The following is a 23,419-nucleotide window of genomic DNA, read 5'->3' as shown; positions in this document are numbered from 1 at the left end:
TGAACAAAGAAGGAAGCACCATGGCACCTTCGGCAGCCCCCCAGCGCATCGTCATCGAGAACTGTGCGATCGCCACCGTGGACGCGAATGACACCGAGTACGCCTCCGGCTACCTCGTCGTCGCCGACAACAAGATCGAGTCGATCGGAGCCGGTCAGGCCCCGAAGGGCCTGGAAAACGTGGTCCGCCGCATCGACGGCACCGGCCACCTGGTCACCCCCGGCCTGATCAACACGCACCACCACTTCTACCAGTGGATCACGCGTGGTCTGGCCACCGACCACAACCTTTTCAACTGGCTCGTCGCCCTCTACCCGACGTGGGCGCGCATCGACGAGCAGATGGGGCGCGTCGCGGCCCAGGGCTCGCTCGCGATGATGGCCCGCGGCGGTGTCACCACCGCGATGGACCACCACTACGTCTACCCGCGGAACTCGGGCGACCTGTCCGGCGCGATCATCGGCGCCGCCTCCGAGATGGGCGTGCGCTTCACCCTGGCCCGCGGCTCCATGGACCGCAGCGAGAAGGACGGCGGCCTGCCGCCGGACTTCGCCGTCGAGACCCTCGAAGGCGCGCTCTCCGCGACCGCCGAGACCGTCGACCGCTTCCACGACGCCTCGTTCGGCTCGATGACCCAGGTCGCCGTCGCCCCCTGCTCGCCGTTCTCGGTCTCCACCGAACTCATGAAGCAGGGCGCCGAGTTGGCCCGCGCCAAGGGCGTACGGCTGCACACCCACGGCTCGGAGACCGTGGAGGAGGAGCAGTTCTGCAAGGAGCTGTTCGGCATGGGCCCGACCGACTACTTCGAGTCGACCGGCTGGCTCGGCAACGACGTGTGGATGGCGCACTGCGTCCACATGAACGACTCCGACATCGCCGCCTTCGCCCGCACGGGCACCGGCGTCGCCCACTGCCCGTCCTCCAACGCACGCCTGGCCGCCGGCATCGCCCGCGTCCCGGACATGCTGAAGGCGGGCGTCCCGGTCGGCCTCGGCGTCGACGGCACCGCGTCCAACGAGTCGGGCGAGCTGCACACCGAGCTGCGCAACGCGCTCCTCATCAACCGCCTCAACGCCCAGCACCGCGAGGCCGCGCTCAACGCCCGCCAGGCGCTGCGCCTGGGCACCTACGGCGGCGCCCAGGTGCTCGGCCGCGCCGACCAGATCGGCTCCCTCGAAGCCGGCAAGCTCGCCGACTTCGTGCTGTGGAAGCTGGACACCCTCGCCCACGCCTCCATCGCCGACCCGGTCACCGCGCTCGTCTTCGGCGCCGCGGCCCCCGTCACCGCCTCGTTCGTGAACGGCAGGCAGATCGTCGAGAACAGCCGTCTCACCACGGTCGACGAGGACGCCATCGCGGTGGCGACCCGCGAAGAGGCTCAGCGCCTCGCCCGGATCGTCGCGCAGGCCTGACCCCAAGGAGTCCGGCCGAGGGGGACGGCCCTCGGCCGGTCGCCGTGGACCCGAGCGGGGTTCACGGCAGCTGGACCGGGGAGTGCGTACTACAAGGACGTACGCACTCCCCGGAACGGTGAACGTATCAATCCCCTTACGCACACCGTGAGTTGGCGCGAGCCGCGCCGACCGCACGGCCGTACCGGAAGCGTGATCCCCGCGCTGTCCGCACCGTCCCAGCACCACGGGCCATTGCTCGGCCGGCCCGCAACCGTTCGGCCCCACCCGCAGACCGATCGGTGTCACCCCGCGTCAAACAGCCAGCCGCGCTGTTCGCACTGCCCCTGCACCACCTGTTCCAGCTGCTCAACGCACCACAACGCACCACCTCCATGACACCCGCGTCCACCGCCGACGTGTAACCGACCGGAGGAACCGCCGTGGCCGCACAGCCCAGGTTTCGCAACTTCGCAGTCAGCCCCGCCCAGACCGGCGAGAAGCACCCGGTCGACGAGACGCTCCCCCCGCTGAAAATGTTCACCAGTGGCCTCCAGCACGTGGCCGCGATGTACGCGGGTGTGGTGGCCCCGCCCATGATCGTCGGCCCCGCTGTGGGTCTTGACACCAAGGAAACCGCTTTTCTGGTCGCCGCGAGCCTGTTCACCGCGGGCCTCGCCACACTTCTGCAGACCCTCGGGATCTGGAAGATCGGCGCCAAGTTGCCCTTCGTGAACGGGGTTTCGTTCGCCGGCGTCACCCCGATGATCGCCATCGGCAAGGAGCACGGCCACAACGCGATCCCCGTCATCCTCGGCGCGGTCGTCGTCGCCGGACTGCTCGGCTTCATAGCCGCCCCGTACTTCGGCAAGCTCGTCCGCTTCTTTCCGCCGGTCGTCACCGGCACCGTCATCACCCTGATCGGCGTATCGCTGCTCCCGGTGGCCTTCAACTGGTCCTCCGGCGGCAACGAGAAGGCCGCCGACTACGGTTCCCTCTCCAACCTCGCGCTCGCCGGGATCACCCTGGTCATCGTGCTCGCGCTGCGCAAACTCCTGCGCGGTTTCCTGCAGCAGATCGCGATCCTGCTCGGTCTGGTGGCGGGTTCGGTCATCGCGATCCCGATGGGCAAGACCAGCCTGGCCGCCATCAAGAACGCGGACGTCGTCGGCTTCCCGACGCCGTTCCACTTCGGCGCCCCGCAGTTCGACGTCGCCGCGATCGTCTCGATGTGCATCGTGATGCTGGTCTGCATGACGGAGTCCACCGCCGACATGCTGGCCCTCGGCAAGATCGTCGAGCGCCCTGCCGACCAGGAGACCATCGCAGCCGGCCTGCGCGCCGACACCCTCGGATCCGTGCTCAGCACCGTCTTCAACGGCTTCATGGCCAGCGCCTTCGCCCAGAACATCGGGCTCGTCGCGATGACCAAGGTGCGCAGCCGGTTCGTCGTCGCCACCGGCGGGCTCATCCTGATCGTCATCGGCCTCTGCCCGGTCGCGGCCTCGGTGATCTCCCTCGTACCGCTGCCGGTGCTCGGCGGCGCGGGGATCGTGCTGTTCGGCTCGGTCGCCGCGAGCGGCATCCAGACCCTGTCGACGGCCGCCCTGGAGAAGGGCGAGAACGCGCTGATCGTGGCGGCCTCGGTCGGCATCGGCCTGATCCCGATCGCCAAGCCGGACTTCTACCACGCCTTCCCCGACAAGGCGCTGGTCGTCCTCGACTCCGGGATCTCCACCGGGTGCGTGGTGGCCATCGTCCTCAACCTGGCGTTCAACCACTTCGGCAGGAACCGGGCCGAGGCGGCGGCCGACGACGACCTGACCTCGGCCGAACCGGCGGTCGCCGTGCACTGAGCCTTCAGTCCTTCGGCCAGTCCTTCGGCCCGGAAGGTCCCGGCCGGCCACGGGACCTGTGGCTCAACCTGCCGGGCCCTAGGTCGCCCCTTGCCCGCTCAGCCCATTCATCCGCTGTTCACGGTGTTAGAACGGAAGGGCCGCATCCCACCACGGGATGCGGCCCGTTCGGATGTTGCGCTCCCTGCCACGGCAACACCACCCTTTCCGTGGAGGAAGCAGATGAGTACGGCCGCAAAGACGGACGCGACCGAGAAGAAGAAAAAGGGCTCCGGCGTGATGGCCGTCATGCAGCGCATCGGCCGGAGCCTGATGCTGCCGGTGGCCGTGATGCCGGCGGCGGCCCTCCTCGTACGTCTCGGCAACACCGACATGCTCGGCCGGGAGTCCTTCCCGACCGTCGTCACCAAGATCGCCGGATATATGTCCGCGGGCGGCGGCGCGATCATCAACAACATCGCGCTGCTGTTCTGCGTAGGCATCGCGATCGGCTTCGCCAAGAAGGCGGACGGCTCGACCGGACTCGCGGCCGTCGCCGGATACCTGGTCTTCCAGAAGGTGCTCGCCACCTTCACCGACAGCACCCTGCCGAAGGTCGCGGCGGTCGTGGACGGCAAGATCGTCATGAATGATGCCCCGGTCGACGCCGGTGTGCTCGGCGGCGTCGTGATGGGCATCGTGGTGGCCCTGCTCTACCAGAAGTTCTACCGGACCAAGCTGCCGGACTGGGCGGGCTTCTTCGGCGGCCGCCGCCTCGTGCCGATCCTGTCCTCCTTCGCGGGCCTGGTCATCGGCATCGTCTTCGGTCTGATCTGGCCGGTGCTCGGCGCCGGACTGCACCACTTCGGTGAGTGGCTGGTCGGTTCGGGCGCGGTCGGGGCCGGCATCTTCGGCGTCGCCAACCGCGGACTCATCCCGGTCGGCATGCACCACCTCCTGAACTCCTTCCCCTGGTGGCAGGCCGGCGACTACAAGGGCGCCCACGGCGACATCCCGCGCTTCCTCGCCGGTGACCCGAGTGCCGGGCAGTTCATGACCGGCTTCTTCCCGATCATGATGTTCGCCCTTCCCGCCGCCTGCCTCGCCATCACCCACTGCGCGCGCCCCGAGCGCCGCAAGGTCGTCGGCGGCATGATGATGTCCCTCGCGCTCACGGCCTTCATCACCGGCATCACCGAGCCGATCGAGTTCAGCTTCATGTTCATCGCGCCGGTCCTGTACGCGATCCACGCGGTGCTCACCGGTGTCTCCATGGCGCTGACCTGGGCGCTCGGCATGAAGGACGGCTTCGGCTTCTCGGCCGGCGCCATCGACTTCCTCCTCAACCTCGGCATCGCGCAGAAGCCCTGGCTGCTCGCCCTGGTCGGCGTCTGCTTCGCGGTGCTCTACTACGTCGTCTTCCGCTTCGCGATCACCAGGTTCAACCTGCCGACGCCGGGCCGGGAATCCGACGAGGAGCTCGCCGAACTCCTGAAGGCCGAGGCCAAGTAGCCATGCATCACAAGCCAGTTGAGAACACCGCCCGCATCCTCGACCTCGACCGGGAAGAGCTCGCAGCGCTGCGCGGCCGCGAGCTCACCGCCGCCGTGGCGGCCGCCGAGGGCCGCACCATGGTCGCCGAGGTCTTCGCCGAGCGCGCCGCGCTCATCCCCGGCGAGGACGGCCGGGGCGTCCACAACATGGAGCTCGTCGCGGCCTTCGGCGCCGACATCGTCGTCCTGAACCTCATCGAACGGGCCTGGGACGGTACGAAGCTGACCCTGCCGGGCCTCGGCACCTTCACCTCGATCGCCGACCTCGCGGCGCACATCGGCCGCCCGGTCGGCATCAACCTCGAACCCGGCGACGTACCGGAGATCCGGCGGGCCACGCCCGAGTACGCCAAGCGGCTCGTCGACATGGGCGCGGCCATGCTGTGCCTCACCGCGAACCCGGGCACCGGCGGCTCGTACGACGGGCTCGCCAGGGTAACCGCCGTGCTCCGTAAGGGACTTGGCGACGACGTGGCGCTGTGGAGCGGCAAGATGCACCACGCCGGGCACCCCGAGCGCGTCACCGCGGCGCGCCTCACCTCGCTCGTCGAGGCCGGCGCCGACGGCGTCGTCCTTCCGCTGCCCGGCACCATGCCCGGCGTCACCAAGGAGCTGGCCGCCGAGGCGGTCGCCGCCGTGCAGGACGCGGGCGCCGTGGTGATGGGCGCGATCGGCACCAGCCAGGAGGGCTCGCACACCAACGTGGTGCCCCAACTCGCCCTCACGGCAAAGGAGATAGGGGTCGACGCCCACCACTTCGGGGACTCCTTCATCCCCGGAATGTGCGACCCGGAGCTCCTCTACTCCTACTCGGTCGCGGTCCGCGGCCGGCGTCACACCTGGAACCGGATGGCGCTCGGCGGCCGCGGCACGCGAGGTGGCGCGTGCTGACCTCCGACCGCCGCCGGGCCCGCATCGCCGAACGGGTCGAGTACAAGGGCCATGTCTCGGTCGCCGAGCTGATGCGTGACATGCGGGTGAGCCGGATGACGGTCTACCGCGATCTGGCGCTCCTCGAAGCGGAAGGGCGGCTGCACCGCGTGCGCTGCGGTGCGACAGCCTTCCCGAGCGCCCGGTTCGAGGACGGCGCGGACTGGATGACCTGGCGGCTCACCCAGCGACAGGCCGCCTGACCTCCTACTTCTCGCAGGCGATGCCGTCGCCGTCCCGGTCCAGGTGGGCGGCGTAGCCGGGGTCGCCGCGATGGAGGGGAGCGGCTCCGGCGGCGCGGACGGCGGCGCAGTTCTTGTAGGAGACGCTGCCCGCACCGCCACCGCCGCTGTCCCCGCCGCCGTTGCCCCCGCCGTCGTTCCTCGGGGGCGGCAGGCTGGGGCCGTTCGTCTTGGGCTTCGGCGGGGCCTTGGGGGGCGGGGGCGTCGGGGCGGCGGGCTTCGACGTCGGCGGGGCGCTCGGGCTCTGACTCGCACTGGCCGACGGGGTCGCGGAAGCGGACGCCGAAGGGGCGGCGGCCGGACTGCTGGCCGCAGGCTTCGCGGGCTTGGCGGTGTCGTCCTGGCACCCGGTCGTGGTGAAGGCGAGCGCACCGAGCAGGCCGGAGATGAGCAGAGTACGGACGGCTGGCCTTGATATGCGCATGCGGCGGCTCTTTCGGACGATCGGGTGCTTGTAATGATCTGGTGAAGAAGAGAATACGGCCCGCAAAGGTTACGTAAAGCAATATCGGCCAACTCGGGCGAATTCGGCCGCAGTACGGTCGGAGAACGCACGGAAAAGGCGGGTACGGCAGCCCTCCGCTGCCGTACCCGCCGTTCCTGTGGGGGCTGTTACCCGATGTGGTACGGGTCGCCGTACACCTTCCAGTCGAGCGGGGTGTCCAGGTTCAGGTTGCCCTTCTTCAGGAAGACCCGCTGCTCCGTGTCGACGCGGCTGGTGTCGCTGTGCGCCTCCTCCTGCTTCATCGCCCAGACCCGGGCGTCCAGGAACGCGTTGAGGTACGTCGTCTCGTTGCCGCCCTGCGACGGGGGCTTCGCCTTGGCGAGTGCCTTCTTGCGGATGGAGCTGAAGCTGGTCGGGTCGCTTCCGTCGCCGTGCATCACGATGGCGTCGTAGTAGATGAACTGGCCGAGCGTGCCGACCCCGTCGGACTTGCCCTGCTTGACGGCCGGGTTGAAGTACACCCGGTCCCGCTCGTCGTTCTGGGCGTCCTTGAACGCCGTCTCCGACGCCGCGGTCTTCCAGTCCTTGGTGAAGTTCGGGTCGAGACCCTTGTGCGAGTCGGTCCCGTTGACCTTCTCCAGGGCCGGCAGGTACTTCGCGAGGACGTTGCCGGGATTGCGGGCCGTGTAGAGCTTGACCAGGTCGAGCATGTCGCCGGTGCCGGAACAGAATCCGATGATGCCGGCGGTGTAGCCGCGCCCGTCCTTGATGTCCTCGATGTACTTGTACTGAGCCTTCCAGTTCAGCGAGGAGTTCTCCGCGCTGGAGACGAGCTGCATGGCTATGTCCTTCTTCGCCGGGTCGTCGAGCCCGGTCGCGGCGGCGTTGTTCACCGTCGCATTGTCCGCCGTGGCGGCGGCCGGATTCTCGGCGGCGTACGCCGTGACCGGAACCGCGAGGAGAGCGGTGCCGAGCAGGGCGCGTACGGCGATCTTGGTACGACGTGCGGTGGTCTTGCGGTGGGGGGTGTGCACCTGGACCTCCATGAGGAGTTCGTCGCTCCAGTGTTCTGTTAGGAAACTTTCCTACCATTGCCGCGGAGCGGCCGTACACCCCTGCGGCACAAGGAAGTTGAAGGGTCTTGCAGCCGGGGCGGTTGTGGGGATCATTGCCCGGGTGACTGAAACCAGCCGTTCCGAGTCGAGCCGCGTGGAGGCGTTCAGCGACGGCGTATTCGCCATCGCGATCACCCTCCTGATCCTGGAGATCAAGGTGCCGCCGCACGCGGGCGACCACCTGTGGCGGGAGCTGGGCCACCTGTGGCCCTCGTACGCGGCCTATGTCGTGAGCTTCCTGATCATCGGGATCATGTGGGTCAACCACCACACCCTGTTCAGCTATGTGGCCCGCATCGACCGCACCCTGATGTTCCTCAACCTGCTGCTCCTGATGACGGTGGTCGCGATTCCCTGGCCGGCCGCGCTGATGGCGGAGTACCTCCGCGAGCCCGGCGCCTCGCACGTCGCGGCCGTCGTCTACAGCGGCCTGATGGTCGTGATGGCCCTCAACTACCAAGCCCTGTGGTGGCACTTGACCCGTACGGGCCACCTCTTCGACGACCGGGTCGACAACGCGGCCGCCCGCGCCACTCGTATGCGTTTCGCGATCGGCTCGCTCGCCTATCCGGCGACGGTGGCGCTCGCCTTCGTCTCTGCCCCGCTGACCCTGGCCGCGCACGGCCTGCTCGCTGTGTACTACGGCTTCAACCAGCTCAAGGTGCCGGTCGCGGCGGCGGGGGAGGGGCGCGACTAAACTGGCGGGCCGACGTCGCCGCACGTCGCACGACCAGCCAGAAGGAGTCCCGCACGTTGTCCGAGAACCACGAGGCAGCCGCCCCGGCCCCGGGTGCGACCCGTCTGACCCTCGTCTCCGACTGCGGCAACTGCTTCGGCCTGTGCTGTGTCGCCCTCGCCTACGCGGCGTCCGCCGACTTCGCGATCGACAAACCGGCCGGGAAGCCCTGCCCCAACCTCCAGCAGGACTTCCGCTGCGGAATCCACCGCGACCTGCGGGGGCGCGGCTTCCAGGGCTGTACGGTGTACGACTGCTTCGGTGCCGGCCAGAAGGTCTCACAGGGGACCTTCGGGGGCCGCGACTGGCGTACCGCGCCGGACACCGCCGCCTCGATGTTCGAGGTCTTCCCGGTCATGCGCCAGCTCCACGAGCTGCTCTGGTACGTCACCGAGGCGCTCGCCCTGCCGAAGGCGCGGCCCGTCCACGCCGAGCTGCGCGCGGCCCTTGAGGAGACCGAGGCGTTCACGGCGCTGGCCCCCGAGGCCCTCGCCGAGCTGGACGTGCCCGCCCACCGCGACAAGGTCAACAAGCTGCTCCTGAAGGCGAGCGAGCTGGTCAGGGCCGACTTCAAGGGCAAGAAGAAGGACCGCCGCGGCGCCGACCTCATGGGCGCCAAGCTGAAGGGCGCCGACCTGCGCGGCGCGAACCTGCGGGGCGCCTTCCTGATCGCCGCGGACCTGCGCGGAGCCGATCTGCGCATGGCCGACCTGATCGGCGCGGACTTCCGCGACGCACGGCTGTCCGGCGCCGACCTGACCGAGGCGTTCTTCCTCACCCAGGCCCAGCTGAACGCGGCGCGGGGTGACGGGACGACGAAGCTCCCGCCGTCCCTGGTGCGTCCTTCGCACTGGTAAGGATCACACCCGGCGGAGCGTCGCTCAGTGGGCCCAGCCCGGGTCCCGGCCGCTCATGCCGATCAGGCGGTCCAGCATCGGCGCCTCGTGCGGCACGTCGACGGCCGGCCCGAACGCGGTGCCCCGCGCGGCCGGGTCGTCCTTCGACGGGGCGAGGAGCCCGTAGGAGACCTCCAGGTCGACCGGGGCGGGCCGGTACGTCTGGCCGCTGGCTCGCGCCACGTCCCAGCCGTGGACGACCAGCTCGTCGAGGGCGACGCGGCCCGCGATCGCCGCGGGGAACGTGAGGCCGCCCGCCTGCGTCTCGCCCTCCCAGGCCGCCGGGTCCCGCCAGGCGTCCGCCATCGCGGCGAGGTTCTCCGGCATGGACTTGCGCCAGTCCCCGGCCGGCGCGGGCGGCCGGACACTGCCCGGGGCGGTGCTGGTCGAGGGGACGAACTCCTTGTGCGCGGCATCCCGGAAGGCGACGCTGAGGCCCGCGATGTGCGAGAGGAGATCCCGCAGCACGTACGCGGGGCAGGGCGTCGGGACCTCCAGCTGCTCGTCGCGTACGCCTTCGAGGAGCCGTGTCAGCTCGGCCGCCGCGGGGCCGAGGTCCGGGAGGGGTGCTGGGGCGCTCGTTTCGCTGCTCATGCAAGGCAGACGGCACGGGGAACGAAAACTCATCGCCGGCCGCGCCACGCATCTGTGCGGGGGAGCCTGGACTGTGCGTCGCCCTGCTGCTGCTCACCGCGTGCGGGGCCGGGCACGGACCGGCAGAGCCCGTCCGTGCCCGGCGGGGTCACTGCGCAGGCGAGCAGCGCCAGGTCCGTACGCGTCATGTGGCACCCGCTACAGCGTGAAGATCCGCGCGAGGCTGCCGGACGGGAAGTGGGGCGACTTCTCGGCGCAGCCGACCGTGGTCGTCCCTTGAGGAGTCGGTCGACCGTGGTCGCGCGCCTGAGCTGTCAGGAGAGCTTCCGGCCGCCGAACGTGCTCGATCCGTCCGCCTGTCGCCACCACTTCTCCAGGCCGCTCTGGTCCATCGCGCTCCAGTCCGGGCTCTGCTGTACGAGTCCGAGGCCCAGGCGGCGGCCGAGGTCGACCATGCTGCGCCCGACCGTGGAACGCCTGGTGTCGTAGGCGGCCAGCGCCTCGGGCCAGCTCGCGGCCGAGGTCAGCGCGGAACCCAGGGCGGTCGCGTCCTGGAGCGCCTTCACCGCGCCCCCTCCGGTGTGCGGGCGGGCCACCGTGGCGGCGTCCCCGGTCAGGGCGAGCCGGCCGACCGCGTACCGGGGCGCCGTGAAGTCGTACATCGGCTGGATGAAGAGTTCCTCGGGTGCCGTCAGGTGCATCAACTGGCCCCAGTACGGCGCGAGTTGGGTGTCCGCGATCTCCAGGGCGCAGGCGCGCAGCGCGTCGGTGAGGGTGCCGGGCGGCAGGCTGGTGGGGGAGTCGAGGGGCAGACCGTGGCCGTCCGGCGGCGCCGCGTACAGCACCCAGTTGACGCGGTGGCCGCCCCGGCCGTCCGGGATGCGGTAGATGATCGCGTGCCCGCCCGGGAAGACGGCGTACACGCAGTCCTCCACCGGCCAGAGCCCGGGATCGGGCAGCCGCTCGATGGGGAAGGCGCCGCGCCAGGCGAGATAGCCCGCGTACTCCGGGCGCACCTCGGGGTGGGCGGCGGTGCGGACCACCGAGCGGTAGCCGTCGGCGCCCACGACGAAGTCGAACCGCTCGGTGCGTCCGTCACCGGTGCTCAACTCGGCGCTGTCCGGGGCCAGTTCGAGCCGCTCGATCGCCGTACCCGTACGGAACTCCACCGACTCCGGTACCCGCGCCCGCAGTTCGCGCCAGAACGGGCCCCAGTTGTACGTGCGGAACGGGAAGGGCAGGATCCCGACGCGGCGGCCCAGCGGGGCCTCGCCGTCGCGAACGTACCAGCAGCGCCGGACCAGTTGGATCCACGGCATCGCCGCGTCCACGTACCCGGCGGCCTCCAGTTCGGCATAGCGGTCGTTGTGCATCGCGAGCCCAACCCCGCGGTCGGCCAGCTGCCCCGCGGCCCGCTCGTACACCGTGATCCCCTCGGCGCCACCGCGGTGCGCGGCCAGTGCCGCGGCACACCCCGCGACACTCCCGCCCACGATGGCAACTCGCCCTCCACGCATCCCCGCACCCCTCGCACTTCTCGTCGGACAGGGGGCCGGCCTTCCCCGGCCCGGCGCACGCCCCCGCGGGATTCTCGCAGAACGGGTGGCGAGCACAGGAGGGCGCTCGGTCGATCACGGGATGCGGCACCGTGCCCCACATGGTCCATTGGGCCCATGAACGCGGACCAGGACCTGCGATCGACGGTCGACGCACTGATGGACGGGCTGCGGGCAGACCTGGAACGGCTGGCCCGCATCCCCTCGATCGCCTTCCCCGGCTTCCCTCCCGAACCGGTGCGCCAAGCGCACGACCTGGTGGTGGAGCTGCTGCGGGACGCCGGCGTCGAGCGGATCGAACGGCTCGACCTGCCCGACACCGCCCCCGTCGTCTACGCCGAGATTCCTCCGCCCACCCCGGACGCTCCGACGGTGCTGCTTTATGGCCACTATGACGTTCAGCCGCCCGGTGACGAGTCGCTGTGGCGCTCGTCCCCGTTCGTGCCGACCCCGGTCGAGGGCGGGCTGCGGGCGCGTGGCATCGCGGACGACAAGTCCAACATCGTCGTCCACCTGGGCGTGCTGCGGGCGTACGGCGGCCGCCCGCCCACCGGCATCAAGATCGTGATCGAGGGCCAGGAGGAGTACGGCAGCGCCTTCGACGACCACCCGCCCACCGACCCCGCACGGTTCGCCTGCGACGCCATGGTCATCGCCGACATGGGCAACATCCGCCCCGGCTCGCCACCCTCACCACGGGCCTGCGCGGTGCGAGCGAGGTGATCGTCGAGGTGCGCACGCTGGCCGAGGCGCGGCACAGCGGGGAGTTCGGCGGCGCCGCCCCCGACGCCCTGCTCGTCCTGCTGCACGCCTTTGCCACCCTCCACGACGCCGACGGCAACGTGGCCGTCGCCGGGTTACGCCGCGAGGCGTGGTCCGGCACCTCCTACACCGACGAGGAGTTCCGCGACCTCGCGGCCGTGCGCGACGGGGTGCCGCTGATCGGCACCGGCAGCCTGGGCGAACGCCTGTGGAGCGGGCCCGCCGTCACCGTCATCGGCATCGACGCCCCGAGCGTGGACCACGCCGCGTCCGCGCTCGTGCCGTACGCCCGCGCCAAACTGAACCTCCGCTTCCACCCGCAGCAGGACCCGAAGGAGGCGCAGGGCGCGCTGGTCGCCCATTTGGAGGCACTGCGGCCGTTCGGAATTCCGCTCACCGTCACCCCGGGCGACGTCGGCCCCGGGTTCGAGCCCGCGACCGGCGGCCCGGCCTTTCGCGCCGCGCTCACCGCGCTGCGCGAGGGCTGGGGAGCGGAGCCCGCCTTCGCGGCGAGCGGCGGTTCGATCCCGCTGGTCAACGGCCTCGCCAAGGCGGCGCCCGGCGCGGAGGTGCTGCTCTTCGGCGCGCAGGACAGCATGTGCGCCCTGCACGCCCCGAACGAACGCGTCCTCCTCTCCGAGCTGCGCGGCGCGGTGATCGCGGAGGCGGCGTTCCTGCGGGAGTACGCGGCGGCGTTCGGGGGTGAGTCATGACGACGGGTCCGCTTGCTGGACAGCCGCCCCAAGTACCGCCCCCGGAGCCGCCGTTCGAGGAACCGACGCCGCACGAGACCGGCGGATTCCGCTTCCCGAGCGCGCTGACGATCCTCGCGATCGTCACGGTGGCCGTGTGGATCCTGGCGTTCGTCATCCCGTCCGGCGCGTACGACCGCAGCGCCGACGGGGCGCCCGTCGAGGGCACGTACCACCGGGTCGACAACGGCCAGAGCTTCGTGGACCGCCTGAACGACCTGTTCCTCTCGCCGGTCAACGGCCTGTACGGCATCCAGGACGCCAAGTCCGGCCGGGTCGGCCCCACGATGGCCGGCGAACTGTACGGCAGCGCCGGGGTGTTCCTCTTCGTCCTTGCCATCGGCGCGTTCATCACGGTGGTCTTCGCGACCGGCGCCCTCGACCGCGGCATCGGCCTCCTCGCCCACCGCCTCCGCGAGCGCGGCGCGCTGCTCATCGCGGGCGTGATGACGGTCTTCTCCGTCCTCGGCACGGTCGAGGGCTTCGCGGAGGAGACCCTCGGCTTCTACGGCCTGATCGTGCCGCTCATGCTGGCGCTCGGCTACGACCGCCTGGTCGCGACCGGCACGATCATCGTGGGCGCGGGCATCGGCGTGCTGTGCTCGACTGTCAACCCCTTCGCGACGGGCGTCGCCTCCTCGGCCGCCGGAATCTCCCTGGGCGACGGCATCGTCCTGCGCTTCGTGATGTGGGTGGTCCTGACCGCGGTGTCGATCCTGTACGTGGTCCGCTACGGGCGGCGCGTCCAGCGGGACCCGTCGAAGTCCCTGACGGGCTTCCTGCCGGGGGACCTGGAGCACCGGGAAGCGGAGGTGCGTCCGGCGGACGGGGCGAGTGAGGCGTCTCCCGGGGCCGAGCCCCCGGAACTGACCCGGACCCACAAACTGGTCCTGACCCTCCTCGCCCTCGTCTTCGCCTTCATGATCTTCTCGGTGGTGCCGTGGTCCAGCGCCCTGACGGGCAAGGCCGACGCCACCCCGTACGGTTGGGAACTGGGCTGGTCCTTCCCGCAGTTGGCGGCCCTGTTCCTGGTGGCGGCGGTCCTGGTGGGCGTCGCGGCACGCCTCGGCGAGGCCGAACTGAGCTCGACGATCATCCAGGGCGCCGCCGACTTCATCTCCCCGGCGCTGGTCATCGTCCTGGCCCGGGGTGTCACGGTCATCATGAACAACTCGCAGATCACGGACACGGTGCTGCACTCGATCGAGGGCGTCGTGAAGGGCGCCCCGTCCGCCCTGTTCGCCGTGATCGTCTTCGTGGTGAACCTTCCCCTGGCCTTCCTGATCCCGTCGACCTCGGGCCACGCCACCCTCGCGATGCCGATCCTGGCCCCGCTGGCCGACTTCGCGGGCGTCTCCCGCGCGGTGGTGGTGACGGCCTGGCAGGCGGCGAGCGGCTGGATGAACCTGTGGGTCCCCACGACCGCCGTCACGATCGGCGGCGTTGCCCTGGCGAAGGTCGGCTACAACAAGTACCTCCGCTTCGTGGCCCCGCTCCTCGCCATCCTGTTCGTCCTGATCTGCGCGTTCGTGGCGGCGGGGGCGGCGTTCACGTGACACGGCTCCGCCCCCGGTGCTGTGCGGTACCGGGAGCGGAGTCGGGGGACAACTGCCGGGATCAGCCGACCAGTTGGTCGTATGCCGGGAGGGTCAGGAAGTCGGCGTAGTCGGCGTCCAGGGAGACCTTCAGGAGGAGGTCGTGGGCCTGCTGCCACTTGCCGGCCGCGAAGGCCTCCTCGCCGATCTCCGCGCGGATCGCGGCGAGTTCCTCGGCCGCGACCTTGCGGGCGAGCTCGGCCGTGGCCTTCTCGCCGTTCTCGAACACGACACCCGCGTTGATCCACTGCCAGATCTGCGAGCGCGAGATCTCGGCGGTGGCCGCGTCCTCCATGAGGTTGAAGATGGCGACCGCGCCGAGGCCGCGCAGCCACGCCTCGATGTAGCGGGTGCCGACCTGGACGGCGGAGACCAGGCCCCCGTACGTGGGCCTGGCGTCGAGGGAGTCGATGGCGATCAGGTCGCCGGGGGCCACCGAGACGTCCTCGCGCAGGCGGTCCTTCTGGTTCGGCTTGTCGCCGAGGACCGCGTCGAAGGACGCCATCGCGATCGGGACCAGGTCGGGGTGGGCCACCCACGAGCCGTCGAAGCCGTCGCCCGCCTCGCGGTCCTTGTCGGCCTTGACCTTCTCGAAGGCGACCTTGTTCACCTCGGCGTCGCGGCGCGAGGGGATGAACGCGGCCATGCCGCCGATCGCGTGGGCGCCGCGCTTGTGGCAGGTGCGCACCAGGAGTTCGGTGTACGCGCGCATGAAGGGGGCCGTCATCGTCACCGCGTTGCGGTCCGGGAGGACGAACTTCGCGCCGCCGTCCCGGAAGTTCTTCACGATGGAGAAGAGGTAGTCCCAGCGGCCCGCGTTGAGCCCCGCCGCGTGGTCCTTGAGCTCGAAGAGGATCTCTTCCATCTCGTACGCCGCGGTGATCGTCTCGATCAGGACGGTGGCGCGGACGGTGCCCTGCGGGATGCCCACGTAGTCCTGCGCGAAGACGAAGATGTCGTTCCAGAGGCGGGCCTCCAGGTACGACTCCGTCTTCGGGAGGTAGAAGTACGGGCCCTTGCCGAGGTCGATCAGGCGCTGCGCGTTGTGGAAGAAGTACAGGCCGAAGTCGACGAGCGCGCCGGGCACCGGGCGGCCGTCGAACTGGAGGTGGCGCTCCTCCAGGTGCCAGCCGCGCGGGCGCATCACGACGGTCGCGAGCTGGTCGGCGTCCTTCAGGGCGTACGACTTGCCGGACCTGGCGTCGGTGAAGTCGATGCGGCGCTCGTACGCGTCGATCAGGTTGAGCTGGCCGAGGACGACGTTCTCCCAGGTGGGGGCCGAGGCGTCCTCGAAGTCGGCGAGCCAGACCTTCGCGCCCGAGTTCAGGGCGTTGATGGTCATCTTGCGGTCGGTCGGGCCGGTGATCTCCACGCGGCGGTCGTTCAGCGCGGCCGGGGCCGGCGCGACCTTCCAGTCGGCGGCGCGGATTTTCGCGGTCTCGGGGCGGAAGTCCAGCGTGGAGGTGCGGGCGATCTCGGCGCGGCGGTCCTGGCGGCGGGTGAGGAGCTCGTCACGGCGCGCCGTGAAGTTCCGGTGCAGCTCCGCCACGAAGGCGAGGGCCGCGTCGGTGAGTACCTCGTCCTGCCGGGGCAGGGGTTCGGCATCGACGATGGCCAGCGGAGACGGCGCTGGTGCGGACATGAGCTGTCACTCCTTCGCGGGCGGTGCCCTGACGGCCGCCGGGTCGCCATGAATGGCACTCAGTGCCAGGGCTCCGAGATACGACTGCGGGCGCCGGTTGATCTGACGGGCGCTTCTGAACAGTGGATACTAGTTTCCTCATAGTGGAAGTTCAATGGTTTGTTGATGTCGAGATTCTCCGGGTCGACAGACCATGGCGCTGGGTGCCACCCCGTTCACTCCATGTTTTCGGAGGGTTCGGGGGTCTCGGCGATCCCGACTGTCTCGGCTGTCTTCCTGTGTACTCCAGGTCTACTGGAGGCGGCCGAGGTCCGCCTCCGTGTCGATGTCGTACGGCTCCGCCACGTCCCCGCACTCGACGAGCGCGATCTCCGCCTCGTGGGCCTTCAGATAGGCGCGGGCGCCCCGGTCGCCCATGGCGCTCGCCGTGATGTCCGCCCAGCGGTCCGCGCCGAACAGCACCGGATGGCCGCGCTTCCCGTCGTACGAAGCCGCCGCCAGGGAATCGCCCGAACGGTGGGCGGCGAGCACCCGGGCCACCGCCACGGCGCCGATGCCGGGCTGGTCGACGAGCGAGACCAGGGCGGCCCGCGCCGCGTCGCCCGATCTGGTCAGTGCTTCAAGCCCGGCCCGGAGCGAGGAGCCCATGCCCTCCGCCCAGTCCGGGTTGTCGATCAGGACGCAGCCCGCCAGGTCCGCGCGGGCCCTCACCTCCTGGGCCGCGGCGCCGAGCACCACGTACACCGTGCGGCAGCCGCCCTCGCGCAGGACCCGGACCGCGTTCTCGACGAGCGGGCGGCCGCGGTGCGGGAGCAGGGCCTTGGGGCGGCCGCCGAGCCGCCGGCCGCCGCCCGCCGCGAGCAGCAGCCCCGTGACCGGTGCCGCATTTGTCATCGGTTGCGTCATGCCCCCACATATACCTAATGCTTCTGTCGAATTCCGTCCGCGCAGTGGCGCACGACACACCGGATGGCGTTAACTGGCCCGCGAATCCCGGCAGTTGACCTTCGCTGCACGGGTTTTTGACACCTGCACAAGGACGTGCGTGGGGGAGGACTTTTGTTGCGAGGCGTGGAGCAGAGGGCCGTGGCCGGCAGTGGTGAGGACCCCAGAGTGAGCGAGTTGCGGGCGGCCGTGTCCCGGCTGCGCCGGGAGCTGGCCGGTCATCCGGCGGAGTTTCCCGACCGGGCCGTGGCGGAGGACGAGCTGGCGGCCCTTGACGCGATGGCCATCAGCGGCGTCCCGGAGGTCCCGCGGCTGCGCCGCTCGCTGCTGCTGATAGCGGGCTCGATCGGCTCGGTCAGCGCGCTGGCGGGCGCGGTCACCGACGTGAGGAAAGCGGTCGAGTTATTCGGCGGGCCGCCGGGCCGGTACTGATCGCCCGGAGGATCGCCCGGAGGCTTTCTTGTGGCGGCTCGGTCTGAACTCCCCCAGATTCAGGCCGAGTTCACGCCACCCAGTGCGGCCGGTTCTGCTCGCCGGTGAAGGCGGGCAGGCCCGCGTCCAGGGTCGCGGCCAGGCGGCGCACCGCCTCGTCCGTCCGCTCCGGCTCGTGCACGAAGGGGATGCGGAGGCGGTGTTCGTGCGTGCCGGGGTCGGCGGCGAAGCGCGAACCCGACTGGAGGTTCACGCCGTGGGCCAGGGCCGCCTGCGCGAGCGCCCCGGCGATCGGGCGGCCGAGGTCGACCCAGAGGCTGAGCCCGCCGACCGGCAACTGCCAGCGCCACTCGGGGAGATGGCGGGTCAACGACTCGGCCAGCGCGTCGCGCCGCTCGCGCAGCTGGGGCAGCCGGGTGAGCAGGACGTCGTCCATGCCCGGCAGCAGCGTCTTGGCGAGCACCTGGTCGACGAGTGAGGGCGCCAGGTCCACGTGGATGCGCAGCGCGGCCAGTTCGTTGACGAGCCGGGAGCCCGCCCGCACCCAGCCGATGCGCAGCCCGCCCCAGTGGGTCTTGCTGAGCGAGCCGACCGTCACGATCTGCTCCGACTCGCCCTGGTGGGCGAGCGACGCGAACGGCGCCGGGGCCGGTCCCTCCAGGGACATCTCGGCCATCGTCTCGTCGATGAGCAGCCAGGTGCCCGTCGCCCGGGCCGCGCGCAGCAGCCGGGCCCGCTGCTCGGCGCTCATCAGGGCGCCGGTCGGGTTCTGGAAGTCCGGGATGAGGTAGGCGAGCCGGGGCGCGGTCTGGCGCAGGGTGCATTCGAGGAGCTCGATGTCCCAGCCGTCCTCGGTCACCGGTACGGGAGTGATCCGCAGCCCGGTGTGGCGCACCGCGTCGAGGGCGTTGGGGTAGGAGGGGCTCTCGACCAGAGCCCGGTCGCCGGGGCGGCCGAGGAGGTTCACCACCAGGGACACCGCGGACTGGGCGCCGGTGGTGATCAGGATCTGCTCGGGCAGGGTGGGCAGACCGCGCCGGGTGTATCGCTCGGCGACGGCGGCGCGCAGCTCGGGCAGGCCGAGCGGGTGGTAGCCGTTGGTGGTGGCGTGGCAGGCCAATTCGGGCCCGGCCAGTTCGAAGGCGGCGGCCAGCTCGGCGGCCGGGGCGCTCGGCGCGGCCATCGCCAGGTCGATGACGCCGTCGGGGGCCTGGTACCGGGCCACATTGGCCGGGGCCGCGCCCTCGGGCAGCTCGGTCCAGGTGCCCGCACCGCGCCGGCTCAGCGCGTAGCCGCCCTCGCGCAGCAGGTCGTACGCGGCCGTGATGGTGGCCCGGCTGACCTCAAGGGCGGTGGCCAGCTCGCGCTCGGCGGGCAGCCGCGTGTGCAGCGGGATGCGGCCGTCGAGCAGCAGGGTGCGCACGCCCTGGGCGAGGGCGCGGTAGCCGGGGTGCGGGCCGGTGATGGCGGTGACCTGGGCGGCGAGCTGGCGGCTGCCGAGCGTGCGCGCGGTACTGCTGACGGTGTCCACGGACCGGACCACCCGCATGCCTGCCATACCAACCTCCGTGAATTGGCCCTGCCTTCCAGGCCAATCAGCGTACAGACTCGGGTCCTGTCAGCGCATTGGCCTGGAAGGCCGAGAAGGGTGAGTTGTCATGGAACGCGATGTGGCGGTCACGGACCGGTTCGAGCGGGAGATGCAGCGGCGTCGCGAGGAAGGCCCCAGAGGGATCTCGCTCCTCTGGTTCCGCGGTCTGCGGCTGCGCAAGGGGCACGCGAAGTGACCGGGGGGCGCGTGGTCGTCGGGGTCAGCGGCTCGCTGGGCAGCCTCGCCGCGCTGAGGGCGGCGGTCGACGAGGCCCGTAACAGCGGCCGTGCTCTGGTGGCGGTGACCGCGTGGGAGCCGCCGGAGGGCGAGATCCTCTACGCGCGCAACCCGGACAGCGCCTGGGCCGCGTACCACGAAGACCTGGCGCGCGAAACGCTCGACCGGGCCGTCGAAGAGGCCCTGGGCGGGCTGCCCGAGGACGTGGCCGTGCGGAAACTGGTCGTACGCGGCAAGGCGGGGCGGGTGCTGTGCGCGCTCGCGGACCGGCCCCAGGACCTGCTGGTCATCGGCGCGCGGCCGGGTGTGCGGCGGGCTCCGGTGCGCCGCTACGTCCAGCAGCACGCGCACAGCGCCGTCCTGACGGCGCCGGCCCCTCGCCTCCCCAGGCACACGGTGCGGGCCCTGCGGCACGCCCGGGCCGAGGACTTCGCCCTGCACGGGTGAAAAGAGCCGGGGCCGGGCCGTACGGGGGACGGCCCGGCCCCCACCGGACCGTCCCCGTCCTGGTCAGCCGCCGCCCCGGTCGTCGTCCGGAGCCAGGGTGGGCGGCCTCGACTGCGAGAGCAGGCCGAGCAGTTCGTCCGCCGGATAGGCGCGGCCGGCCTCCGTGCCCGGCGGTGCGGGGGCCGCGGGGATCAGGGCGTCGGCCGCCTCCGAGTGCAGCCAGACCGCGATCAGATGCACGGCCGGAATGTGCAGCAACCGCACCTCGGCGTCGCCCGTGTGGCCGCTCGCGGCATCGAGCGCGGCCGCCGTACCGGCCACGAACGGGCCGTAATTCAGCTGGCTGAAGACATGCTCGCCCGACGCGTCCCGTACCGTCTCGGCGAGCGCCACCGCGTCGCTGCCGTGCCGGACCAGATAGCGCCAGGCGACCGGCTCGGCATCCGCGAGCGGGCCCGCGGGCCCGATGGTGTACATCCGCACCGGGTCCGCGAGGCGCAGCTCGTCCGGGGCGGCCGGCAGCAGGGCCTCGGTGCGGACCCGGCCGAGCCCCGCAAGCAGCCGAAGACCGGCCTCGGCCGCCTCGCGCGACTGCTCGGGGGGCTGTGGTGACTGGAGTGTCATGGGTGGTCCTAGCCCCTCGTGTAGTAGCTGTGCGTCCAGGTTCCGCTGCCCTGGTAGCTGGTGGCGAGGGTGTTGTACATCTGGTCGGACTTGCCGTAGATCGGGTCGTCCACGGCCACGATCGCCTGGTCCGCCGGGGCGTCCACGCCCATGGCGGTGAAGAAGTGCCCGCCGCCGGCCTTCCAGCCGACCCGGATGCACAGCGGCCGCCCCGCCTTGATCTCGCTCTCCACCTCGGCGAACTCGACCCGGTTGGCGACCATCCGGTCCAGGTGGCCGACGATGCGCAGCGGGTTGTCCAGCGGCTGCTGGCTGTTGCACGCGGTGCCGGAAGCGCCCGCCGGAGTGCAGCAATTGGTCTGCCCCGTCTGGGAGTTGGCGACCTGGCACTGCGTCCAGGTGCTGTTCGCGTTGTAGTAGAGCGCGATGCTGGTCGCGACCGCCGCCCAGCACCAGTTGGTCTGGGTCTGCGCCTGCATGTTGAACGCGAGGCGCTGGTAGTCCCAGAGCCGGTAGTCCGGCTTGGCGTCCAGGACCGTGATGTCGGTGACGATGTTCAGCGGCGCGCCCCAGTCGACGGTCACCACGAACGTGACGCCGTGGTTGGGGTCGTACGGCGGAGAGTGCGGGCTGATGTTGCCGACCCGGACATTGGCGTCCCCCGTGAACCGGGGGCTGTGCTTGACGTCGTTCGGGTCCACCGAGTACTCGGACACGGTGACCCAGACCGTCGAGTCGTGGTCGATCTCGTTCCAGTTGAAGTTCAGCACGGTACGGCCCTTGAGGCCGTGCCAGTACTGGCGCACGGTGCGTGGCATCGGGCCCCCTCAGCCGTTCTGGTACTCGATGTCGACCGGCGGACCGTCCAGGACCGTGATGTCGGTGACGACGTGCAGGGGCGCACCCCAGTCGACGTTGACGACGAAGCTGACACCGTGGTTGGGGTCGTAGGGCGGCGCGTGGGGGCTGATGTTCTCGACGGTGATGGTCGCGGCGCCGACGAAGCGCGGGCTGTGCCGGGGGTCGTTGCCGTCCACGTTGTACTCGGACGCGGTCACCACGACCGTCGAGTCGTGGTTGATGGCGGCCCAGTTGAAGTTGAGCCTGCACCGCCCTTGCAGGTTCCACCAGTACTGGCGGCAGGTCTGGGGCATGAGGGCCTCCATGCTGTCCGTGTCATGCCGGGGACATGCCAGCAGCATGGCGGAACCGAGGCGTAAGGACCCTGCTTCGCAGCCGGTAACCGCGAGGGGCGGAAGCACTCAGCCCGGCTGGCGGATCAGGCGGCGCGCGCTCGCGGCCGCGACCGCCGCCGTGCGCGAGTCCACTCCCAACTTGGCGTAGATATGGACGAGATGGGACTTGACGGTGGCCTGGCTGAGGAACAGCTGCTTGCTGATCTGCTGGTTGGAGAGCCCGTCGCCGACCAGTTGCAACACCTCCAGCTCGCGCCGGGTCAGCGCTTCGGCGGGCGTGCGCATCCGGTCCATCAGGCGGTGCGCCACGGCCGGGGCGAGCGCGGACTGGCCCGAGGCCGCCGTGCGCACCGCCGCCGCCAGCTCCTCGGGCGGGGCGTCCTTGAGCAGATAGCCCGCCGCGCCCGCCTCCACCGCCGCGAGGATGTCCGCGTCCGTGTCGTACGTCGTGAGCACGAGGACACGCGGGGCGCCCGGCCGCGCCGCGATCTTCGCGGTCGCCTCGGCGCCGTGCATCCCGGCCCCGAACTGGAGGTCCATCAGGACGACGTCGTACGCGCCGGACGAGGCGAGCTCCACCGCGCGCTCGGCGGTGGCTGCCTCCCCGGTCACCGCGAAATCGGGCTCGGTGTCGAGGACCGCGCGCAGCCCGGCCCGCACGATGGGGTGGTCGTCGGCGAGCAGCAGCCGGATGGGCGCCGCGGTCACCGGGCACCCGCCACGGGCAGCGGCAGCGTGATCGCGACGGCCGTGCCCTGGCCCGGCGCCGACTCCACGCTCAGGGTGCCGCCGAGCGACTGGGCGCGCGAGCGCATCGCCGGAAGCCCGAAGCCGCTGGTCTCCTCCTTCGGCCGCCGCTTCGCCGGGTCGAACCCGCGCCCGTCGTCGACGACGTCCAGGGCCACCGAGGTGTCCATGAAGCTGAGCGTGATCTCGGCCCGCCCTGCGCCCGCGTGCTGCACGGTGTTGGCGAGCGCCGACTGCGCGATGCGCAGCAGCGCCACCTCGTACGGCGTCGGCAGCTCGACCGGGGTGCCGCTCACGCCGAACTGCACGGCCGGGCCCGGCGTCGCCGCGCACAACCGCTCCAGGGCGCCGGACAGCGAGCCGTGCTCCAGGTCCGGCGGGGTCAGCGCCTTCACGAACCGGCGCGCCTCGGCCAGGTTGTCCTGGGCCGCGTGCCGGGCCTGCTCGACGTGTTCGCGGGCCGGTTCGCCCGCGGGCAGCGCGCGCTCGGCGGCGCGAAGGAGCAGCTGGATCGAGGAGAGGCCCTGGGCGAGCGTGTCGTGGATCTCGCGGGCCAGGCGCTCGCGCTCGGCGAGCGTGCCGGCCGTGCGCTCGGCCTCGGCGAGCTCGGCCCGCGTCGCCACCAGCTCGTCGATCAGCTCGCGCCGCCGCTCGCTCTCGCGGTACAGCGCGTCGTACCCGAGCACCGTCGCGACGGCGACCGCCGCCCCGATCAGCGGCCCTATGAACGCGCCCGGCGTGACAGGCTGGCCGTGCAGCACGAAACTCGCGATGGCCGCGCCCGCCGTGGCCAGCACGGCGGGCAGCGCCCAGCGCAGCGGCAGCAGGTGGAGCAGCAGGAAGTAGAGCGGGAAGGCGGCCCACAGCGCCTCGGGGGAGAGGACGAGCAGCGCCAGCCAGGACGCGCCGAGCGCCCCGAGCCACACCGCGGCCGCCGAGGTGCGCGGCCGCACCGCGGGCAGGACGACGCCCGCCGCGTACACGGCGGCCATGAGGACGACCGCCGCGACGACGGCCCCCGCGTGCGGCGCGCCGTCGCCGAGGGCCCGTACCGCGGCGAGCGCGAGCAGCCCGCCGAGCAGCGCGTGCAGACACAGGCGCAGCAGGGCGGCGACGGGGGTGTGGGGGCGTGCGGAATCCATAGGCCTTCCAGCGT

At 71.2% G+C, this 23,419-nt stretch carries 26 protein-coding genes; 13 read left to right on the top strand and 13 right to left on the bottom strand.

The features are described 5' to 3' along the window. The first annotated feature begins 20 nt into the window (after positions 1 to 20). The 5 genes from OHA17_RS08785 (at position 21) to OHA17_RS08765 (ending at position 5,912) form a co-directional block, all read left to right on the top strand. Positions 21 to 1,412: an 8-oxoguanine deaminase gene (locus OHA17_RS08785; protein ID WP_406505569.1), complete on the top strand. Its 1,392-nt coding sequence runs from the start codon at positions 21 to 23 to the stop codon at positions 1,410 to 1,412. Between the two features lie 422 nt (positions 1,413 to 1,834). Then, positions 1,835 to 3,247, top strand: a complete 1,413-nt coding sequence (locus tag OHA17_RS08780) for a nucleobase:cation symporter-2 family protein (RefSeq protein ID WP_406505567.1) — start codon at positions 1,835 to 1,837, stop codon at positions 3,245 to 3,247. Between the two features lie 222 nt (positions 3,248 to 3,469). Beyond that, a complete protein-coding gene (locus OHA17_RS08775) occupies positions 3,470 to 4,738 on the top strand; it encodes a PTS transporter subunit EIIC (RefSeq protein WP_406505566.1) in 1,269 nt (422 codons plus the stop codon). 2 nt (positions 4,739 to 4,740) lie between these two features. After that, a complete protein-coding gene (locus tag OHA17_RS08770) occupies positions 4,741 to 5,670 on the top strand; it encodes a hypothetical protein (protein ID WP_406505564.1) in 930 nt (309 codons plus the stop codon). Beyond that, a complete protein-coding gene (locus OHA17_RS08765; RefSeq protein ID WP_406505562.1) occupies positions 5,664 to 5,912 on the top strand; it encodes a DeoR family transcriptional regulator in 249 nt (82 codons plus the stop codon). The genes OHA17_RS08770 and OHA17_RS08765 overlap by 7 nt, the downstream gene beginning before the upstream one ends. A 4-nt stretch (positions 5,913 to 5,916) precedes the next feature. Here OHA17_RS08765 and OHA17_RS08760 read toward each other — a convergent pair whose 3' ends face one another. Both OHA17_RS08760 and OHA17_RS08755 read right to left on the bottom strand, forming a co-directional pair. Next, on the bottom strand, positions 5,917 to 6,375 hold the full coding sequence (locus OHA17_RS08760; protein ID WP_406505560.1) for an excalibur calcium-binding domain-containing protein: 459 nt from the start codon (positions 6,373 to 6,375) through the stop codon (positions 5,917 to 5,919). A gap of 188 nt (positions 6,376 to 6,563) precedes the next feature. Then, positions 6,564 to 7,442, bottom strand: coding sequence for a chitosanase (locus tag OHA17_RS08755; RefSeq protein WP_406505558.1), 879 nt, complete (start codon positions 7,440 to 7,442; stop codon positions 6,564 to 6,566). Positions 7,443 to 7,572: 130 nt separating this feature from the next. Between OHA17_RS08755 and OHA17_RS08750 the strand changes: the two genes are divergently transcribed. Further along, positions 7,573 to 8,208, top strand: a complete 636-nt coding sequence (locus OHA17_RS08750) for a TMEM175 family protein (RefSeq protein WP_406505556.1) — start codon at positions 7,573 to 7,575, stop codon at positions 8,206 to 8,208. Between the two features lie 56 nt (positions 8,209 to 8,264). Further along, positions 8,265 to 9,104, top strand: a complete 840-nt coding sequence (locus OHA17_RS08745) for a pentapeptide repeat-containing protein (protein WP_406505554.1) — start codon at positions 8,265 to 8,267, stop codon at positions 9,102 to 9,104. 24 nt (positions 9,105 to 9,128) lie between these two features. Here the strand turns inward: OHA17_RS08745 and OHA17_RS08740 are convergent, their stop codons facing one another. The 3 genes from OHA17_RS08740 to OHA17_RS08730 form a co-directional block, all read right to left on the bottom strand. Then, positions 9,129 to 9,737 (bottom strand): TIGR03086 family metal-binding protein, encoded by a 609-nt coding sequence (locus OHA17_RS08740; RefSeq protein WP_406505552.1) that lies wholly within the window; start codon positions 9,735 to 9,737, stop codon positions 9,129 to 9,131. Positions 9,738 to 9,766: 29 nt separating this feature from the next. Beyond that, a complete protein-coding gene (locus OHA17_RS08735) occupies positions 9,767 to 9,925 on the bottom strand; it encodes a hypothetical protein (protein WP_406510946.1) in 159 nt (52 codons plus the stop codon). Between the two features lie 126 nt (positions 9,926 to 10,051). Then, a complete protein-coding gene (locus tag OHA17_RS08730) occupies positions 10,052 to 11,254 on the bottom strand; it encodes an FAD-dependent monooxygenase (RefSeq protein ID WP_406505550.1) in 1,203 nt (400 codons plus the stop codon). A 156-nt stretch (positions 11,255 to 11,410) separates the two neighbouring features. Here OHA17_RS08730 and OHA17_RS08725 point away from each other — a divergent pair, with 156 nt between their 5' ends. From OHA17_RS08725 to OHA17_RS08715, 3 genes are read left to right on the top strand one after another with little or no spacing between them, the layout of a single operon-like run. Further along, positions 11,411 to 12,016 carry a M20/M25/M40 family metallo-hydrolase gene (locus OHA17_RS08725; RefSeq protein WP_406505548.1) on the top strand — a complete coding sequence of 202 codons (606 nt, stop codon included), beginning with the start codon at positions 11,411 to 11,413 and terminating at the stop codon, positions 12,014 to 12,016. Beyond that, positions 12,013 to 12,768: a peptidase dimerization domain-containing protein gene (locus tag OHA17_RS08720; protein ID WP_406505546.1), complete on the top strand. Its 756-nt coding sequence runs from the start codon at positions 12,013 to 12,015 to the stop codon at positions 12,766 to 12,768. Before OHA17_RS08725 ends, OHA17_RS08720 begins: the two co-directional genes overlap by 4 nt. Next, complete coding sequence (locus tag OHA17_RS08715; protein ID WP_406505544.1) at positions 12,765 to 14,363, top strand: YfcC family protein; 1,599 nt, start codon at positions 12,765 to 12,767, stop codon at positions 14,361 to 14,363. The genes OHA17_RS08720 and OHA17_RS08715 overlap by 4 nt, the downstream gene beginning before the upstream one ends. A gap of 61 nt (positions 14,364 to 14,424) precedes the next feature. Here the strand turns inward: OHA17_RS08715 and aceB are convergent, their stop codons facing one another. Then, on the bottom strand, positions 14,425 to 16,044 hold the full coding sequence (gene aceB, locus OHA17_RS08710; RefSeq protein WP_406505542.1) for a malate synthase A: 1,620 nt from the start codon (positions 16,042 to 16,044) through the stop codon (positions 14,425 to 14,427). 291 nt (positions 16,045 to 16,335) lie between these two features. Beyond that, positions 16,336 to 16,938 (bottom strand): NTP transferase domain-containing protein, encoded by a 603-nt coding sequence (locus tag OHA17_RS08705; protein ID WP_406505541.1) that lies wholly within the window; start codon positions 16,936 to 16,938, stop codon positions 16,336 to 16,338. A gap of 165 nt (positions 16,939 to 17,103) precedes the next feature. On the opposite strand from OHA17_RS08705, the gene OHA17_RS08700 reads away from it, so the two are divergent. Beyond that, a complete protein-coding gene (locus tag OHA17_RS08700; protein WP_078966346.1) occupies positions 17,104 to 17,421 on the top strand; it encodes a DUF5955 family protein in 318 nt (105 codons plus the stop codon). Positions 17,422 to 17,491: 70 nt separating this feature from the next. Here OHA17_RS08700 and OHA17_RS08695 read toward each other — a convergent pair whose 3' ends face one another. Continuing rightward, on the bottom strand, positions 17,492 to 18,979 hold the full coding sequence (locus OHA17_RS08695; protein WP_406505539.1) for a PLP-dependent aminotransferase family protein: 1,488 nt from the start codon (positions 18,977 to 18,979) through the stop codon (positions 17,492 to 17,494). 100 nt (positions 18,980 to 19,079) lie between these two features. Between OHA17_RS08695 and OHA17_RS08690 the strand changes: the two genes are divergently transcribed. Continuing rightward, the gene (locus OHA17_RS08690) at positions 19,080 to 19,208 is read left to right on the top strand and encodes a hypothetical protein (protein ID WP_406505537.1); all 129 of its coding nucleotides are present in this window, start codon (positions 19,080 to 19,082) and stop codon (positions 19,206 to 19,208) included. Next, entirely contained in the window at positions 19,205 to 19,696 is a 492-nt protein-coding gene (locus OHA17_RS08685) for a universal stress protein (RefSeq protein WP_406505535.1), read from the top strand. The genes OHA17_RS08690 and OHA17_RS08685 overlap by 4 nt, the downstream gene beginning before the upstream one ends. Positions 19,697 to 19,759: 63 nt before the next feature. Here OHA17_RS08685 and OHA17_RS08680 read toward each other — a convergent pair whose 3' ends face one another. From OHA17_RS08680 to OHA17_RS08660, 5 genes are all read right to left on the bottom strand, one after another. Continuing rightward, positions 19,760 to 20,320 carry a hypothetical protein gene (locus OHA17_RS08680; RefSeq protein WP_406505533.1) on the bottom strand — a complete coding sequence of 187 codons (561 nt, stop codon included), beginning with the start codon at positions 20,318 to 20,320 and terminating at the stop codon, positions 19,760 to 19,762. Between the two features lie 8 nt (positions 20,321 to 20,328). Beyond that, entirely contained in the window at positions 20,329 to 21,138 is an 810-nt protein-coding gene (locus tag OHA17_RS08675; protein ID WP_406505531.1) for a papain-like cysteine protease family protein, read from the bottom strand. 9 nt (positions 21,139 to 21,147) lie between these two features. After that, positions 21,148 to 21,474, bottom strand: a complete 327-nt coding sequence (locus tag OHA17_RS08670; protein ID WP_053725847.1) for a hypothetical protein — start codon at positions 21,472 to 21,474, stop codon at positions 21,148 to 21,150. Between the two features lie 108 nt (positions 21,475 to 21,582). Continuing rightward, on the bottom strand, positions 21,583 to 22,224 hold the full coding sequence (locus OHA17_RS08665) for a response regulator transcription factor (protein ID WP_053725775.1): 642 nt from the start codon (positions 22,222 to 22,224) through the stop codon (positions 21,583 to 21,585). Continuing rightward, on the bottom strand, positions 22,221 to 23,405 hold the full coding sequence (locus OHA17_RS08660; RefSeq protein ID WP_406505528.1) for a sensor histidine kinase: 1,185 nt from the start codon (positions 23,403 to 23,405) through the stop codon (positions 22,221 to 22,223). Before OHA17_RS08660 ends, OHA17_RS08665 begins: the two co-directional genes overlap by 4 nt. Between the last annotated feature and the right edge of the window lie 14 nt (positions 23,406 to 23,419).

The organism is Streptomyces sp. NBC_00212 (genome assembly GCF_045206365.1).
Taxonomy (GTDB): domain Bacteria; phylum Actinomycetota; class Actinomycetes; order Streptomycetales; family Streptomycetaceae; genus Streptomyces.
This window is presented reverse-complemented; position numbering and strand designations above follow the sequence as displayed.